Here is a 16689-nt window from a genome sequence, read left to right on the forward strand (position 1 = left end):
AATGAATTGGAATCAGCGATTGACGGTCCTGGCGGGCACGAAGAACACAAGTACCGCGCCCAGCACCACAGCCACAGAGATGAAGATCAGGCCCGCGGTCGATTTGCCCGTGAGGTCATTGAGCCAGCCGACGATGGCCGGCGAGAAGAAGCCCGCGAGATTGGCGAAGCAGTTCACTGCCGCGATACCCGCCGCCGCCGACATGCCGCCGAGCACGGCAGTGGGCAGCGACCAGAACTGCGACGACGACGCGAGAATGCCCGCTGCCGCGATGCTCACGCAGACGATCGAGGCGCCCACGCCGCCGAGCATCGGCAAGGTGGCGAAGCCTGCTGCGGACACGAGCATCGGAATCGCGAGATGCAGGCGGCGTTCGCGGCGCTTGTCGGCACTCGCACCGATCAGCGGCAGCGCGATGATGGCGCAGATATACGGAATCGCGGTGAGGATGCCGACCCACAGCGGGTCCGCGACGCCGGTGCGGCGGATGATCGTCGGCAGCCAGAAGGTGAGCCCGTATTGACCCAGCACGACGCAGAAGTAGATCGCGGCCATGAGCCACAGACGACGATCGCCGATGAACGCGCGGATCGACACGTGCTTGACGGTTTGGGCGTTGTCCTTTTCCACGTTGCGCTTGAGCAGCGCCTTTTCTTCGTCGCTGAGCCACTTCGCACCGGCGATGCCGTTGTCGAGATAGAACAGGATCGCGACGCCGAGGAAGAGCGAGGGCAGAGCTTCGAGCATGAAGAGCCACTTCCATCCGGCGAGCCCGTGCACGCCCTGGAACGCATGCATGATGTAGCCGGAGAGCGGTCCGCCGACGATGCCCGCGAGCGGAATCGCCATGAAGAACAGCGAGAGCGCTTTTGCGCGGCGCGCGGCGGGGAACCAGTACGTGAGATAGAGGATCACGCCCGGTGCGAAGCCCGCTTCGGCGACACCGAGCAGAAAGCGCAGCACATAGAAGGTGGTCGGCGACTTCACGAACACGAAGCTCGCGGAGATCACGGCCCACGTCAGCATGATGCGCGCGAGCCAGTTGCGCGCGCCCACTTTATGCAGGATCACGTTGCTGGGCACTTCGAACAGGAAGTAGCCGAGAAAGAAGATGCCGGCGCCGATGCCGTATACCGTTTCGCTGAAGCGCAGATCGTTGAGCATCTGCAGTTTGGCGAAGCCGACGTTGACGCGATCCAGATACGCGCCGAGATAGCACAGCATCAGGAAGGGAATGAGGCGGCGTCCGACCTTGGCATAGGTCTTGGATTCGAAGCTGCCTGCATCGTCCGACGATGCGAATACAGCGCTTGCCGCCGGTGTGGCGAGTTTGGATTTCATCTGAGTCTCCTACCATATTGCTGGCAAGGCGCCTCGGTTATGCCGAGTGCGCCGGTGCGTGCGATCAGTGAATCAACATGCCGCCGTTCACATCGAGCGTGACGCCCGTGAGATATGACGACAGATCGCTCGCAAGAAACAGGCACGCGTTCGCGATATCCGCTGCATCGCCGAGCCGGCCGAGCGGAATGCCCTTGATGATGTCGGCGCGCATATCGGGCGTGAGCTTGTCGCCGGTGATATCGGTCTGGATGAGGCCCGGCGTGATCGAATTGACGCGGATGCCGTCGCCGCCGAACTCGCGCGCCATCGCCTTCGCGAGACCGAGCACGCCGGCTTTCGCCGCGCTGTAATGCGGCCCGCCGAAGATGCCGCCGCCGCGCTGCGCCGACACCGACGACATGCACACGATGCTGCCGCTCTTCTGCTTTTTCATCTGCGGAATGACGGCTTGCGACATGTTGAGCGTGCCGCGCAGGTTCACGCCGATGACGGCATCGAAGTTATCCGCGCCGATTTCCAGCGTCTTGATCGGCTGGGTGATGCCCGCGTTGTTGATGAGCACGTCGATGCGCCCGTATTTCTCGATCGTCGCGCTGGCGGCGGCGATGCACGCGGATTTGTCGGTGACATCGCAGGCGAGGCCGAGATGACCGTTGCCCAGATCGTTCGCGGCGCTTTGGGCGTCGGCTTCCTTCAGGTCCAGCACGACGATGCGCGCGCCTTGCGCGGCGAGCGCTTTGGCGGTTGCCTTGCCGATACCGCGCGCCGAAGCCGCGCCCGTGACGATCACTACTTGGTTCTCGAGCAACATCGTTGTCTCCGTGGATTTGTTTGGGTGTGGACGCAGTTTGTGCGTCTTCGACCTGAGGATCAACGGAGTTTGGTTCAGGTATTGCTGAGAAATTTTCAGGTGTGGGGGTGTCTGGGGTGGGGCGAGCGGTGGAGGCGGGCAGGTTGGGCGGTGGGGTGCTGGGGGGCGGTGTCTGATAGAGTGCTGCGAGCCCGGGCGGGAGTTTCAGTGGCGAGGGATCGGCGGACGTGGCATTACCCTTTTTTCGGGCGCGTTTCTGTGGCTATATGAATCAACGACTTAGACGCGGGGCGGGAATTTTGGGTCGGGTGTGAGAAAAGGGAGTTTTTCTCGATGAATCAAGGGGTTGCGGTTTTTATTGGCTAGTTCGCTGCCGCGTAGGCAGCTTAGAAAGCGCGCAAGGCGAGCGGTTGTCGCAACTGGATGTTCGCTGCCGCGTAGGCAGCTTAGAAATTCCCCATGAACGTGGAGCGCACCGCGAGCCAGTTCGCTGCCGCGTAGGCAGCTTAGAAAACCTGACCAACAACAGCGGCGGCCCGGCGCTCGTTCGCTGCCGCGTAGGCAGCTTAGAAAATTCGCGCGCACGTATTCCGCCCACGACACCGGTTCGCTGCCGCGTAGGCAGCTTAGAAACTCGACGCGCGCCACCCTGTTACACGCCGAGTGTTCGCTGCCGCGTAGGCAGCTTAGAAATGCATAGCGAGACGAAACTCCGCGAAATTAAGGTTCGCTGCCGCGTAGGCAGCTTAGAAAGGCGCGGGGGGCTGGTGACGCGGATTGGACGCGTTCGCTGCCGCGTAGGCAGCTTAGAAAAGTCGCGCACGGTGCGCTCGGAGCGGCGCAGGGTTCGCTGCCGCGTAGGCAGCTTAGAAATTCTTTTGCTCGCGATCGAAAACGAGATGCGCGTTCGCTGCCGCGTAGGCAGCTTAGAAACCGAAGATCGTGGCGGCGGTGAAAGGCGCGGGGTTCGCTGCCGCATAGGCAGCTTAGAAAATACCGCGGCGGTTACGACCCGCTCACCGTCTGTTCGCTGCCGCGTAGGCAGCTTAGAAAATGCTCGAGACCGTGTTCTGTGAGTTCGCTGTGTTCGCTGCCGCGTAGGCAGCTTAGAAATTGTCGTCGAAACGGTACGACGTTGCTTGTTCGTTCGCTGCCGCGTAGGCAGCTTAGAAAGCGTCGCACGGGCAGTCACCTTCGCAGCAGTCGTTCGCTGCCGCGTAGGCAGCTTAGAAAGGTCGAGCCGGAAGTAATCGACGAACTGGCGCGTTCGCTGCCGCGTAGGCAGCTTAGAAAAACACGGCGATCATCGGGCAGACGGGCGCGGGGTTCGCTGCCGCGTAGGCAGCTTAGAAATTCGTATCGACGCCGCCCTGCTTGTCGTAGAGGTTCGCTGTCGCTTAGGCAGCTTAGAAAGCGACGCTTTCGCGTTGTGCTTTCGTCACTTGGTTCGCTGCCGCGTAGGCAGCTTAGAAAGATCCCGGCTCGCGGCAGTCGCCAGCGGAGCGAGTTCGCTGCCGCGTAGGCAGCTTAGAAACCTCGAAAGTTGATCCACCGCACGTAAAGCGTGTTCGCTGCCGCGTAGGCAGCTTAGAAATTCGCCGAATTTCTGATGAACGAAAGGCATCAGTTCGCTGCCGCGTAGGCAGCTTAGAAAGTGCGCAAGAACTCGCTAGAGGGTTTCCGCGTGTTCGCTGCCGCGTAGGCAGCTTAGAAAGTCCAGCGGCTTTGACCGAGCGCCCACAGGTAGTTCGCTGCCGCCTAGGCAGCTTAGAAACGCGACTGCGCAGCTTCCGATCATGCTCATCCCGTTCGCTGCCGCGTAGGCAGCTTAGAAAAGTGGGACAAGGCGCACGCCGAGTTCTTCGCGGTTCGCTGCCGCGTAGGCAGCTTAGAAACGATTGCCGTTTGAGTTGGTGCGCCATCCTTCGTTCACTGCCGTCGAAGCAGCTTAGAAACTCACCGTGTCCAACGTGGCCCAACTAACTCGCCCAATTCACTGCCACACGGCACATTCATAAATCACAGAGCAGCTAACAATCTTCGTCGCCATGATTCGCGGCCGCATATCGCATAAGAGATTGAGTTATGTCATGAACCGGTCCCGGTCGCTTTATCTCATATAAATTCGCTGATAGATTTCCCCGTTTGTTTTGGATTACGAAAGTAGCTGAGTGATAAATCAAGATTTCTCACTCAATTTAGACTCCCGCTCGATCTCTCCACCATAAAAACCAAAAAAAACAAATGGACCAAATCCACGCCTCCGATCTGAAAACCATCCTCCATTCCAAACGCGCCAACCTCTACTACCTCGAACACTGCCGAGTGCTCGTAAATGGCGGCCGCGTAGAGTACCTAACCGACGCCGGCAAAAAAAGCCTCTACTGGAACATCCCCATCGCGAACACGACGAGCATCTTGCTCGGCTCAGGCACATCCATCACGCAGGCGGCGATGCGCGAACTGGCCAAGGCCGGCGTGCTGGTCGGCTTTTGCGGCGGAGGTGGCACGCCGCTGTTCAGCGCTGCTGAAATCGATATCGAAGTAGCGTGGATGTCGCCGCAAAGCGAATACCGGCCCACCGAATACCTGCAGGCATGGGTGCGCTTCTGGTTCGACGACGATCTCCGCTCTCACGCCGCCAGACACTTGCAAACGAAGCGTCTCTCGCGACTCCAGCAAGCCTGGAACACGCGCACATTGCGCGAAGCCGGTTTCACGGTGGACACCGACCGCCTCCAGTCGCTCGTGCAGCAATTCAGCGCACAGATCGCCGGTGCGCCCGATGCGGCCGCGCTTTTAATCATCGAGGCGCGGCTCACGAAGGCCCTGTTCAAGCTTGCGGTGGACACGGTCGGCTATGGCGACTTCACGCGCGCCAAGCGCGGCAGCGGAACCGACGCCGCCAATCGCTTCCTCGATCACGGCAACTATCCGGCCTATGGCCTCGGTGCGACGGCGACGTGGGTACTCGGCCTGCCTCATGGACTGGCCGTGCTGCACGGCAAAACGCGACGCGGCGGCCTCGTGTTCGATGCAGCCGATCTGATCAAGGACGCGGTCATCCTTCCGCAAGCCTTCCTCTCGGCCATGCGCGGCGACGACGAACAGCAGTTTCGCCGTCAATGCATCGAGGCGATGACGCGTGACGAGTCGCTGGACTTCATCATCGATACGCTCAAGGCCATTGCCGCCGAGACAGCCGCGCGAGCACCCGCAACGGATGCCCGTCCATGAACGTGCTATTCGTCGCGCAGTGCACGAAACGCGCACTGAACGAGACCCGGCGCATTCTCGATCAGTTTGCCGAGCGACGCGGCGAGCGCACCTGGCAGACCCCAATCACACAGGCGGGGCTGGACACGGTGCGCAAGCTGCTGCGCCAGAGCGCGCGCAAGAACACGGCGGTCGCCTGTCACTGGATACGCGGACGAGACCATAGCGAGTTGATGTGGATCGTCGGCGACGCGCGGCAATTCAATGCGGAAGGCGCCGTACCGACCAACACCACGACGAACGATGTATTGCGCGTCGAGGATGAAAGCACGTGGCATCGCCTGCCCGCAATGTCGGCCCTCGCTGCGCTGGCCGCGTTGCTGCACGACCTGGGCAAGGCCACGCAGGCCTTTCAGGAGCGGTTGCGCAAGCCTTTCGTGCAGGAGCGCAATCATTACCGTCACGAATGGGTATCGGTGCGGCTGTTTCAAGCCTTCGTCGGCGATGCGCGCGACGACGCCGACTGGCTGAATCGGCTCGCATCATGCGCGAACGCGGAGTCAAATTCAAAGACGTTCGAGGCGCAGTGGCTCGACCATCGATCAGGCCGCTTGCTGCGCGACGGGCTGGACGAGCCGCAAGCCAGGCATCGCCTGCCGTTCGCGACGCTGCCGCCGTTGGCGCAGACCGTGGCCTGGCTGATACTGACGCATCACCGGATGCCTTGCATGCCTGTTCGGCAACCGGACCAACGCACCGATGCTGACCTGGACCAGCCGCAACGTCAGTGGCGGCGGTTCGGCGCGCACATCAGCAGCGTCAACCGGCATCAGTTGATGAATCTGCTGTCGAAGGTCGATGCGGACTGGAACGAACCGCGCGATGCAGCAGACGCCGCCACGATAGCGAAGCATTGGCGTTTTCCGTGCGGTCTGCCGGTCGCCACGTCTTCATGGCGAAAGCAGGCGGCACGCTATGCGGGCAAGCTGTTGGCGCTATCGAACCCGGCGATGATTCCCGCCGCGCTGGATGATCCGTTCGTCATGCACGTGTCGCGGCTATGCCTGATGCTGGCGGACCATCATTATTCCAGCATCGAAGACGAGGCGCGTCGCAAGCCCTTCCTCAATCCGGACTATCCTCTGTATGCCAACACGCGGCGTCAGCGGAGTCTCTATCCATCGTCGCCGGCGGTTTCGACAGCATCGTTCAATCAGACGCTCGACGAGCATCTGCTCGGTGTGCAAGCTCATGCGTCGCTGGTCGCGCGTTCACTGCCGACGCTCACGCGCAGCCTTCCTGCATTGCAGAATCATCGCGGGCTCAAGAAGCGCAATCAGGAGGCACGTTTCCATTGGCAGGACCGCGCGGCTGACCTCGCGGCCGGCATACGGATGCGCGCGGCCGAGCAGGGCGCGTTCGTGGTCAACATGGCATCGACGGGCTGCGGAAAAACGCTGGGCAACGCTCGCATCATGAATGCGCTGGCAGATCCGAAACGCGGCATGCGTTGCGCGTTTGCGATCGGCTTGCGCACGCTCACGATGCAAACCGGACGCAGCTTTCAGCGCGATCTCGGATTGAACGACGATCAACTGGCGATCAAGGTGGGTGGTGCGGCCAGCCGCGCATTGTTCGATTACTGGGAAGGCCAGGCCGAAGCCACCGGTTCGGCGTCGAGGCAAGGTTTGCTCGACGAGGGCGGTCAGGTGCTATTCGAAGGCAATGACCAGCATCCGCTGCTCCAGCGATTGACCGACGATCCACAGGTGCGCTCCCTGATCGCGGCGCCGTTGCTGGTCTGCACCGTCGATCACCTGACACCCGCCACCGAAAGTCTGCGAGGCGGACGGCAGATAGCACCGATGCTGCGGCTGATGACCGGCGATCTGGTCCTCGACGAGCCGGATGATTTCGACATGGCCGATCTGCCCGCGCTGACCCGCCTCGTCCATTGGGCGGGGCTGCTGGGCGCGCGCGTATTGTTGTCGTCCGCGACGTTGCCGCCGGCGCTCGTGCAGGGGCTGTTTCTCGCCTATCTCGATGGCCGCGATCACTATCGGCGCAATCGCGGCGAACGTCCGGACGATGCGCCATGCGTCGCGTGTCTATGGGTCGATGAGTTCGCGCAAACTCACGCCGACTGCGCCGATGGTGGCAGCTTCGAACGTGAGCACGATGCGTTCGCGCAAAAGCGCTGCGAGCGGCTGGCCAAGGCGGAAATCCGTCGACGAGCCGAACTGGTGGAACTGCCCGTGCCGGCGTGGCGGACGATGCTGACGAGCCACCGCCGCGAAGCATTCGCAACACGCGCGTTGCAGTGTGCGTGGACGTTGCATAGGGATGAGCAGAATCACGTCGTCGATGGGGCCAGCGGCAAGCGCGTGAGTCTGGGGCTGATTCGGATGGCGAATATCGGCCCCTTGTTCGATGTGGCGCGGGCGATGTATCGGCAAGGTGCGCCCGTGCGTGACGTGCGCGTGCATTTGTGCGTTTATCACTCGCACTTTCCGCTGCTGGCGCGTTCGCACATCGAGCAACAGCTCGACGGTGCGTTCGATCGTCGGTCCGCAGTAGACGGACACGATCCGGCGTTGGGGCATGCTTCGGTGCGAGCGCTGCTCGATGCATATCCCGAGCCGCATCATATGTTCATCGTGCTGGCTTCGCCGGTGTGCGAAGTGGGAAGAGACTGGGATGCGGACTGGGCGGTTGTAGAACCCTCGTCGATCCGTTCGCTGATCCAGCTTGCGGGACGCGTGCGGCGGCATCGCGCGGGTGCGGTGGCGCGGGCCAATATCGCCGTGTTCGATACGAATCTGCGCTATTTCGAACGAAGCGATGAGCACGCAGGTCCGGTGTTCTGCACGCCTGGGTTCGAAATGCCTCTGGCACAGCCAAACAAGAACGATCCGTTTCCTTCAAAGCAGTTGAATTCGGATGTGTACTTTCATTTGAAGTCTCATCGATTGAGCGGCCTGCTGAATTTGCCCGAAGGCCAGCGACAGTGGCCGATCGATGCTCGGCCTCGTATCTGGTTTGCCGATTCGCCGAAACCGAATCGTAGTCTCATCGAATTGGAGCACGGCCGAATGCGCGACACGATGCTGCCGCGTGACGACAACAGTAAGCTCTTTACGCCGGCGTCGCGCGATGCGACGCGGCATTGGTACGTTCGTGATCCGGAGCACGTTCGAATTTGGCTCACGGGTGTGCTCCCGCAGTTGCAGCGCTTTCGCCATGATCCGCAGGCACGGGAAGAAGCAGCGTTTCTGCCTTCGGAGGATGAGGATGAGTTACTGCTACATCGCATTATCGATCAGCGGGATCGCGAGAAATCCCCTTACGTGGATATACGCGACTTGCTAAGACGGATACCCGATTCCGAACTAGAGGGGCCGGGCATCGGTCCTTGGTGTCATGTCGACCTTATGAACCTGCTACGGCTATGGGCTGACGCGCGAGAGCAAAGCTTGTTCGATGGCGCGCGGAAGGTCGGCACCGTTAGCTTGCCTGAGTCAAAGCAAGGATGGTGGTTTCATCCGCTGCTGGGGTTCAATAAAACGTGAAGTTATGCTGCCTATGCGGCAGAAAATGAAAGCACCGACGCGAAAGAGCTAGCCTTTCTAAGCTACCTGCGCGGTAGAGGGAATGGAAAAAGTAGCACATTTCGCTAGCTGTGGGATCGCTGCCATTTTGAGAATAATCGCGTGGCTGAAGAATGACTTTCCCGCCATAGTGCGTCCGTGCTGCTGTACCCACCAACTAGAAAGAGTTAGCCGGTCAAGTCGGATTGGCCGATCCGGATCCTTAACATCCGATGTTATCTAGTGACTCTTAACAGACAGCATCAGAGAGAACAACATTAAAATTAGGAAAATGAATGAATAGAGCAGTGATGCAAAAAAATTCATCCGCCTTCAGAGTCGCAATCGATGCCTTTCTGCACGACCGTCTGAAAGCAAAACTCGACAAGCTCTCGCCGGATGATCCAAAGCGAGCAGAACTTGTAACCGAATATCAGCGTGGCCCGTGGCTGAAGAATGCGGCGAGGCGCGTGATACAGATTCAGGCTGTCACGCATTCACTGAAAGCCATCCACCCGGAAGCTCGCGGTACCAATCTCTACGTTGAGCCTTCCAGCTTGCCGACGCTCGAAGAAGTCGGCAGCCACGCGCTTGGCGATAGCTTTATCACGGACGTGGTGGGCAACGCGGCAGCGCTCGACGTGTACAAGCTGCTGAAGCTGTCGGTTGGTGGACGCTCTCTGCTTCAGGCACTCGTTGACGACGATCTTCAAGCTTTGCAGGCGCTCGATGATGACCCAGCCGAAGCGCGTTCGTTGCGCGAGGCGTTGATCAGCCTCACAGCTGAACGGGAAGGTGGCCCCAGTTCGCATGTGTGCGCCAAACAGGTGTACTGGCTGACAGGAGACGACGCGGATGACGATACGCAATACCATCTGATTGCCCCGTTATACGCTACGTCGCTCGCTCAGAGCGTGTACGAAGAAATACAGGACACACGTTTCGGCGAAGCCAACAAACTGGCACGTCAGGCCCGCCGTAATGGTTTGGCACACGACGGCGTTTATCGCGAATACCGTGATCTGGCATTGCAGAAGCTGGGCGGCACCAAACCACAGAACATCTCGCAGCTCAATAGCGAGCGCGGCGGGCATAACTACCTGTTGTCATCGTTGCCGCCAGTTTGGAACAGCCAGCGAAACTATCTTCCGGTCAAGGCGAAATCGATTTTCGAGCGGACTTTTGGCGCACGTCCTTTGGTGCGTGCCGCCATAGATCAGTTGAAAAAGGTCTTGTTGAGTGATCGGCCGAAGAATATGCACGTGCGCGATCGCGTCGACGAATTGAGGAACAGGATTGTCGACGAACTGACCGCATACGCCGACGAACTGTTGTACCAGAAAGCAGGATGGAGCCGCGAACCCTTGTTCGAGAAACTGGCGGAAGAAGAAAAACTCTGGCTTGATCCACTGCGTGCCGAATTGCGGGATGAAGAGGTGTTCGCCAGCCGATGGCTTTGGATGGACTGGCCTGCGCAAGTGGGAGAATCCTTCGGCAAATGGCTCAATGAAGAATTGAGGAGCGAGCTACCTGATGTCGGATATCCCGAATCTCGCGACTGGCGCAAGACATTGCTGGGCGACGACAGCTCGTGGACGCAACACCTGCGCAGTTTGCGCGAGCGGCTCGATGCGCCGAATTACATTCCGTGGCGCAAAACCCATGATGAACTGACTCTTCTGCGAGCAAGCAAATGAGCGGCGCGACCCTACCTGCCGGCATCGAGGCGCTACTCGTACTGCCCCACCTGCGTGTACAGAACGCCAACGCCATATCCAGTCCCTTTACCCATGGCTTCCCGTCGATCACCGCATTCACCGGGTTGATGTGGGCATTGCAACGCAAGCTCACGGCTGCGAGCATTCCATTGAAGCTGCACCAGATCGGCGTGATCTGTCATCACTATGAAGAGCAGGTGAACGACGGCTATGTCAAAACCTTCCGTCTTACGCGCAATCCCGTGAACAGCAGCGGCCAGACCGCCGCGATCGTGGAAGAAGGGCGGATGCATCTCGACATCACGCTGATTTTCCAAGTGAAGCAAGTTGCCGGAACGCTCACCGACGCTCTGTCGGCGCTCGATCAGGATGCGCAACAGGCCGAATGGGCCAGTCATATCGGCGAGATCGTCGCACGCATGCGTGTTGCCGGCGGGACGGTGCTGCCCACGCGTCCGTGGATGGCAACGCTTTCCGAGGATTCGAAGAAGCAAGCTGCCAGTTTCGCCCGCTGGCGTCGCCAGTGGCTGCCTGGCTTTGCGCTGGTCGGTCGCGATGATCTGCTGAAGGATCGCCATCGCGCATTGTGCGAGCAGAAGCCCAACGCCACCTTGCTCGACGCCTGGCTTCATGCCGCGCGATTCAACTACCAGCCGGTGACGGATGAAACGCCCGATAGCGAAGTTCCGACTGCTTCGAACAAGAAGCTGCGCTGGGTCGATCCCGACAGGCAAAAGGGAGGAGGCTGGACGGTGCCGATGCCCGTCGGCTATGCCGCGCTGACGAAGCCGTTACCGCCAGGCACTGTCGCCAACGCGCGCGACGAGTCCACGCCGTTCGTGTTCGCCGAGACGGTGTACTCGTTCGGCGAATGGATCAGCCCGCATCGGCTGAAACATGTGCATGAACTGTTATGGCGACCTGAGACCGATCTCAATAGCGGTCTATATAGATGCCGCAGCGGTTACGTGCACGACCGATCCACATCCGCATCCGCCGATGACGAGTTACCCGATTTCGATTGAATCCGGCAATGCCGGATCGATCGCTGCTATTCCATTTCTTATTCCGAGGGAATTCCAAAGATGTCTGAAAAGCTGTCTACCGCTTCCGTTCTCGCCTTCGAACGCAAACTTGACCCGTCCGATGCGGTGTTTCATGCCGGCCGATGGGAAGATCGCGCCAATGCATCAGGCTGGTCACCGATAGCGATCAACGATAAATCCGTGCGTGGCACGATCTCGAATCGCCTCAAGACCAAAGAGCAGGATCCGGCCAAGCTGGACGCGGCCATCGAGAATGCCAATCTGCAAACCGTGGATGTCGCCGCGTTGCCCGCCGATGCGGACACGCTCAGGGTCCGGTTCACGTTGCGCGTGCTGTCGGGCGCGGGGACGCCTTCGGCTTGCAATAGCGCAGCCTATCGAGCGAGGCTTCGAAGCGTCGTCGATGGCTATGTCGCGAAGCACGGCTTTATCGAACTGGCTAACCGCTATGCGGCCAATCTGGCCAATGGACGTTTCTTGTGGCGCAATCGCATCGGCGCGGAGATGGTGTCGGTCGAAGTGGCGCAACAGCGCAACGGCGAGTTGCTGCCGCGCGAGCCGTTCGATGCGTTATCGCTCAATCTGCGCGCCATGGATGAATTCGATTCGAAAGTGACGGAACTGGGCAACCTGATCGCCGATGGTCTCGCGGGGCGCGCGCACGTGCTGTTGCACGTGGCGGCTTATGTGCGGCTCGGGCTGGGTCAGGAAGTGTTCCCGTCGCAGGAGTTGATTCTCGACAAGGGCAATAGCCGGAAAAGCAAGACGCTGTATCAGGTGGATAAGGTCGCTGCCATTCATTCGCAAAAGATCGGCAATGCGGTGCGCACGATCGATACGTGGTACGAGGGCGCGAGCGAACTCGGCCCGATTGCGGTCGAGCCCTATGGCTCGGTCACCACGCAAGGGAGAGCCTACCGTCAACCTAAGCTGAAGCAGGATTTTTATACATTGCTCGACGACTGGGTTCTCAAGGACAAGACGCCGCCGGTGGAGCAGCAGCACTTCGTGATGGCCGTTCTGATTCGCGGGGGTGTATTCGGCGACGCGAGCTGACGACTATGACGACTCACTATATCGACATCACGTTATTGCCCGATCCTGAGTTCAGTCACGCGCATCTGCTTGGCGCGCTCGTGGCGAAGCTGCATCGCGCGTTGGTCGCGCTTCGGGCCGAGGACATCGGAATCAGCTTTCCGCAATACAGTCTGGGTCCGCGTTCATTGGGCAGTGTGCTGCGTCTGCATGGCGGCGAAACGAGTCTGCAGCGTTTGATGGCGCACGGCTGGTTGCAGGGCATGCGAGATCACGTGCGCCTGACCGGGGTGATGCCGGTGCCGTCGGAGGCGACGCACCGTGTCGTGCAACGGCGGCAGTTCAAGACCAATGCGGAGCGTTTGCGTCGACGTCGCATGCGGCGCAAGGGGGAGACCTTGGAGGAGGCGTCGGCGGCGATTCCGGACAGCGTCGAACGGCAACCGGATTTGCCTTATGTGCACGTGCGCAGTGCGAGCACGGGGCAGCCGTTTTGCTTGTTTATCGACCAGCGAGGGGAGGCGGGTGAGAGGGTGATGGGTGCGTTTAATAGTTATGGGCTGAGTCGGGGGGCTACGGTGCCTTGGTTTTGAGTTTGCTTTGGACTGGTTTTCGCTTGAAATGTAGTGGAGGGGCGGTGCGGAAGGTCGGGGCTTGAGCGTATAGGGCGTTATCGTCTTTACGGTCAACGGATGCCGTGTCGAAGGTTTTAACCCTTTTTCTGGGACCGTCCGGGGCGGGTCTATGAATCAATGACTTAGGGACGGTCCGGAAACTTGGGTGCGTTGGTGGGAAGGATGTTATTCGCGATAGAAATCAAAGGGATAGGAGAAGAATTGTCTAGTTCGCTGCCGCGTAGGCAGCTTAGAAAGATGTCCGAGCGCAAAACGACAGAATCGCGGGGTTCGCTGCCGCGTAGGCAGCTTAGAAAATCGCGTGCAACTCCTCGTCCGTGTCCGCCAGGTTCGCTGCCGCGTAGGCAGCTTAGAAACGGAAGCGCTCGCGATGCACGCCGCAAACCATGTTCGCTGCCGCGTAGGCAGCTTAGAAAGTCGAGAACTGCTTGACGACGCCGGCGGGGATGTTCGCTGCCGCGTAGGCAGCTTAGAAAATCATGCAAGCCGCGTTCACGTCGCCGAACTTGTTCGCTGCCGCGTAGGCAGCTTAGAAAGTTAACGGCGACGGGACGATTCTCGTGCCGGCGTTCGCTGCCGCGTAGGCAGCTTAGAAAATGTCGATGCCGCGCCCGCTATTCTGCTGTTCGTTCGCTGCCGCGTAGGCAGCTTAGAAATCGGCGGACGTGAGTGGCTCGAGCGCATGATCGTTCGCTGCCGCGGAGGCAGCTTAGAAAAGTGGGGGTGGGCCAACTGCGTGGCATCGGCAGTTCGCTGCCGCGTAGGCAGCTTAGAAAGCCGCCGTACGCACATGAATTCTTTAATGGTGGTTCGCTGCCGCGTAGGCAGCTTAGAAAACGCCGGGAAGCACATGCCCGAGGACTGATTCGTTCGCTGCCGCGTAGGCAGCTTAGAAAGTGCGAGCGGACGTGGTGTAAGTGGCTCTGAAGTTCGCTGCCGCGTAGGCAGCTTAGAAAGCCGACCAACTTCGCCACCGCGTAGAAGGCGAGTTCGCTGCCGCGTAGGCAGCTTAGAAAGATGACGTGGAACAACGAGAGCGGCGAGAACGGTTCGCTGCCGCGTAGGCAGCTTAGAAAGACAGCGCTTCGCCGTCAATCGTTCCGACCGGGTTCGCTGCCGCGTAGGCAGCTTAGAAAGTCGTGTCGCCGAGCTCTTTCGCGTAGCTCCGGTTCGCTGCCGCGTAGGCAGCTTAGAAATTCAAACCCGCTTTTGCGGCGCGCACCGGGGTGTTCGCTGCCGCGTAGGCAGCTTAGAAAGTTCGGGTCGAGGACTGCAAATCGACTTGCGGGTTCGCTGCCGCGTAGGCAGCTTAGAAAGGACAGACGACGCAGCGCGCGCTCGTCATCGCATTCGCTGCCGCGTAGGCAGCTTAGAAATTGCTCCGTGGGCGTTAGCGAGTAGCACCAGCGTTCGCTGCCGCGTAGGCAGCTTAGAAAAGTGCCGCGCTCATTCGATGAAGTGATGCGCAGTTCGCTGCCGCGTAGGCAGCTTAGAAAACCTCAAACGTCCCGACGCCCGGATTGAAAACGTTCGCTGCCGCGTAGGAAGCTTAGAAAATCCTGCGGAGTAGGATTAGCATCGCCATCTTGTTCGCTGCCGCGCAGGCAGCTTAGAAAGAACGCATGAATCAGGATGTCGCCGGCAGCATGTTCGCTGCCGCGCAGGCCGCTTAGAAAAGTCGATACCGCCATGCTCCCGGCAGACCACGGTTCACCGCCGCGACATCCTAGAAATCGCCGGTCGTGAACATGAAATGCATTGCATCTCCCACTACCGCACAGTCACCTGAACCCCTCAACCGCGCCCCCGCCCCCCCAACCCCTTCTCAATCTCCCCATCCATCCACGCAAGAAACTTCGCCACCCGAGGCAACCCCGCATTCTGACTCGGATAAACCAGATGATGCGCCCCGACCTCAACCGCATACTCCCCGCCAAACACCGGCACCAAAGACCCCCGCTCCAGATGCACCGACGCGAGCATCGTGCTCTCCAGCGCGATGCCATGCCCGAGCGCCGCCGCCTCGAGCGACATATAAGACCGATCGAACGAAAAATCGAACGCCTTGCGCTTCACCGCGACGCCGAACTTGCCGAACCACTGCTGCCATTGCACGAGCGGCGATTCGGAGAAGATCAGCCGCCGTTCCAGAAGATCGTCAGGCGATGACACCGGATAACGCTCGAGATAAGCGCGCGATGCGAGCGGCGCGATGGTTTCATGGCGCAGCGTCTTGATTTCGACATCGGTCCAATGCGCATAACCGTGACGCACATCGATATCGTAGTAACCGGACGTGAACGACACATTCTCATACGAGCATGCGAGGTTCATCTGAATGTCGCCGTTCGCTTCCTGAAACGCGGCGAGACGCGGCAATAACCACATCAGCCCGAAGCTCGGGCTCGAATGAATCCGCAAGATCTCGACCGACGTTTCGCTCGATGCCCGCTCGGTCGCGCGATTCAGCTCGGCGAGCGCACCGGTCACATCGGAGAGATATTGCGTGCCGGTGGGTGTGAGCACGAGGCCGCGTCCGAGCCGCGTGAACAACGCACGCCCGACGATGCTCTCCAGATTCGCCAGCTGATGACTGACGGCGGAAGGCGTGAGGCCGAGTTCATCGGCGGCGCGATTGACGCTCTTCGTTCGCGCGACGCTTTCGAACGCGATGATGGATTTCAGCGGAGGAAGGCGCATGGGTTCTTATTTCGGCTCCTTAGGCACGCGTCCCATCAAGAAGAACTCGTCATTGGGCCGCATCGACATCACATTCGCCATGCGATTCGACAAGCCGAAGAACGCCGTGATCGCCGCGATATCCCACACGTCTTCGTCGCTGAATCCATGCGCGTGCAGTGCGGCGAAGTCATCGTCGTCCACGGTGCCCGACGCGCGGCACACCTTCAACGCGAAATCGAGCATCGCTTTCTGACGCGGCGTGATGTCCGCCTTGCGATGATTCACCGCCACCTGATCCGCGACGAGCGCATTCTTTTCATAGATCCGCAAAATGGCCCCATGCGCGACGACGCAATAGAGGCAATCGTTCACCGCGCTCGTCGCGACGACGATCATCTCGCGCTCGCCCTTGGTCAGGCCGCCGTCCTTCAGCATGAGCGCATCGTGATAGGCGAAGAACGCGCGGAACTCATCGGGCCGATGCGCGAGCGTGAGAAACACGTTCGGCACGAAGCCCGCCTTGTCCTGCACTTCGAGAATGCGCGCGCGGATATCGTCGGGCCATTCCCGCGGATCGGGAACGGGATAGCGGCTGATGGGCTTGTGCGTCATGAC

General features: G+C 60.0%; 10 protein-coding genes and 2 CRISPR repeat arrays. Of the genes, 6 read left to right on the forward strand and 4 right to left on the reverse strand.

Features of this window, described 5'->3' with window-relative positions:
* Positions 1-12 precede the first annotated feature (12 nt).
* Together AWB78_RS13070 and AWB78_RS13075 are read right to left on the reverse strand one after the other, a co-directional pair.
* A complete protein-coding gene (locus AWB78_RS13070; RefSeq protein WP_062605003.1) occupies positions 13-1341 on the reverse strand; it encodes an MFS transporter in 1329 nt (442 codons plus the stop codon).
* A 64-nt stretch (positions 1342-1405) separates the two neighbouring features.
* The gene (locus tag AWB78_RS13075; protein ID WP_062605004.1) at positions 1406-2155 is read right to left on the reverse strand and encodes an SDR family NAD(P)-dependent oxidoreductase; all 750 of its coding nucleotides are present in this window, start codon (positions 2153-2155) and stop codon (positions 1406-1408) included.
* A gap of 365 nt (positions 2156-2520) precedes the next feature.
* Positions 2521-4110: direct repeats of the CRISPR family, unit length 28 nt; unit sequence GTTCGCTGCCGCGTAGGCAGCTTAGAAA.
* Positions 4111-4399: 289 nt separating this feature from the next.
* Here AWB78_RS13075 and cas1f point away from each other — a divergent pair.
* From cas1f to cas6f, 6 genes are all read left to right on the forward strand, one after another.
* A complete protein-coding gene (cas1f, locus tag AWB78_RS13080) occupies positions 4400-5392 on the forward strand; it encodes a type I-F CRISPR-associated endonuclease Cas1f (RefSeq protein WP_062605005.1) in 993 nt (330 codons plus the stop codon).
* Positions 5389-8940: a type I-F CRISPR-associated helicase Cas3f gene (cas3f, locus tag AWB78_RS13085; protein WP_062605006.1), complete on the forward strand. Its 3552-nt coding sequence runs from the start codon at positions 5389-5391 to the stop codon at positions 8938-8940. Before cas1f ends, cas3f begins: the two co-directional genes overlap by 4 nt.
* 314 nt (positions 8941-9254) lie before the next feature.
* On the forward strand, positions 9255-10655 hold the full coding sequence (gene csy1, locus AWB78_RS13090; RefSeq protein WP_232477690.1) for a type I-F CRISPR-associated protein Csy1: 1401 nt from the start codon (positions 9255-9257) through the stop codon (positions 10653-10655).
* Positions 10652-11701: a type I-F CRISPR-associated protein Csy2 gene (gene csy2, locus AWB78_RS13095; RefSeq protein WP_062605008.1), complete on the forward strand. Its 1050-nt coding sequence runs from the start codon at positions 10652-10654 to the stop codon at positions 11699-11701. Before csy1 ends, csy2 begins: the two co-directional genes overlap by 4 nt.
* A gap of 60 nt (positions 11702-11761) precedes the next feature.
* Positions 11762-12778: a type I-F CRISPR-associated protein Csy3 gene (gene csy3 / locus AWB78_RS13100; RefSeq protein ID WP_062605009.1), complete on the forward strand. Its 1017-nt coding sequence runs from the start codon at positions 11762-11764 to the stop codon at positions 12776-12778.
* A 5-nt stretch (positions 12779-12783) separates the two neighbouring features.
* The gene (cas6f, locus tag AWB78_RS13105) at positions 12784-13350 is read left to right on the forward strand and encodes a type I-F CRISPR-associated endoribonuclease Cas6/Csy4 (protein WP_062605010.1); all 567 of its coding nucleotides are present in this window, start codon (positions 12784-12786) and stop codon (positions 13348-13350) included.
* A 250-nt stretch (positions 13351-13600) separates the two neighbouring features.
* A CRISPR array of direct repeats spans positions 13601-15068; the repeat unit is 28 nt; unit sequence GTTCGCTGCCGCGTAGGCAGCTTAGAAA.
* Positions 15069-15186: 118 nt separating this feature from the next.
* Here cas6f and AWB78_RS13110 read toward each other — a convergent pair.
* Both AWB78_RS13110 and AWB78_RS13115 read right to left on the reverse strand, forming a co-directional pair.
* A complete protein-coding gene (locus tag AWB78_RS13110) occupies positions 15187-16092 on the reverse strand; it encodes a LysR substrate-binding domain-containing protein (RefSeq protein ID WP_062605011.1) in 906 nt (301 codons plus the stop codon).
* A 6-nt stretch (positions 16093-16098) separates the two neighbouring features.
* Positions 16099-16686, reverse strand: coding sequence for a peroxidase-related enzyme (locus tag AWB78_RS13115; RefSeq protein ID WP_062605012.1), 588 nt, complete (start codon positions 16684-16686; stop codon positions 16099-16101).
* Positions 16687-16689: the final 3 nt, after the last annotated feature.

The sequence above is a fragment of the Caballeronia calidae genome (genome assembly GCF_900044055.2).
GTDB lineage: Bacteria > Pseudomonadota > Gammaproteobacteria > Burkholderiales > Burkholderiaceae > Caballeronia > Caballeronia calidae.

Bases quoted from the DNA above. Each gene is read 5' to 3' on its own strand.
- AWB78_RS13070 (WP_062605003.1), bottom strand. From the start codon at position 1,341: ATGAAATCCAAACTCGCCACACCGGCGGCAAGCGCTGTATTCGCATCG.
- AWB78_RS13075 (WP_062605004.1), bottom strand. From the start codon at position 2,155: ATGTTGCTCGAGAACCAAGTAGTGATCGTCACGGGCGCGGCTTCGGCG.
- cas1f (WP_062605005.1), top strand. From the start codon at position 4,400: ATGGACCAAATCCACGCCTCCGATCTGAAAACCATCCTCCATTCCAAA.
- cas3f (WP_062605006.1), top strand. From the start codon at position 5,389: ATGAACGTGCTATTCGTCGCGCAGTGCACGAAACGCGCACTGAACGAG.
- csy1 (WP_232477690.1), top strand. From the start codon at position 9,255: ATGAATAGAGCAGTGATGCAAAAAAATTCATCCGCCTTCAGAGTCGCA.
- csy2 (WP_062605008.1), top strand. From the start codon at position 10,652: ATGAGCGGCGCGACCCTACCTGCCGGCATCGAGGCGCTACTCGTACTG.
- csy3 (WP_062605009.1), top strand. From the start codon at position 11,762: ATGTCTGAAAAGCTGTCTACCGCTTCCGTTCTCGCCTTCGAACGCAAA.
- cas6f (WP_062605010.1), top strand. From the start codon at position 12,784: ATGACGACTCACTATATCGACATCACGTTATTGCCCGATCCTGAGTTC.
- AWB78_RS13110 (WP_062605011.1), bottom strand. From the start codon at position 16,092: ATGCGCCTTCCTCCGCTGAAATCCATCATCGCGTTCGAAAGCGTCGCG.
- AWB78_RS13115 (WP_062605012.1), bottom strand. From the start codon at position 16,686: ATGACGCACAAGCCCATCAGCCGCTATCCCGTTCCCGATCCGCGGGAA.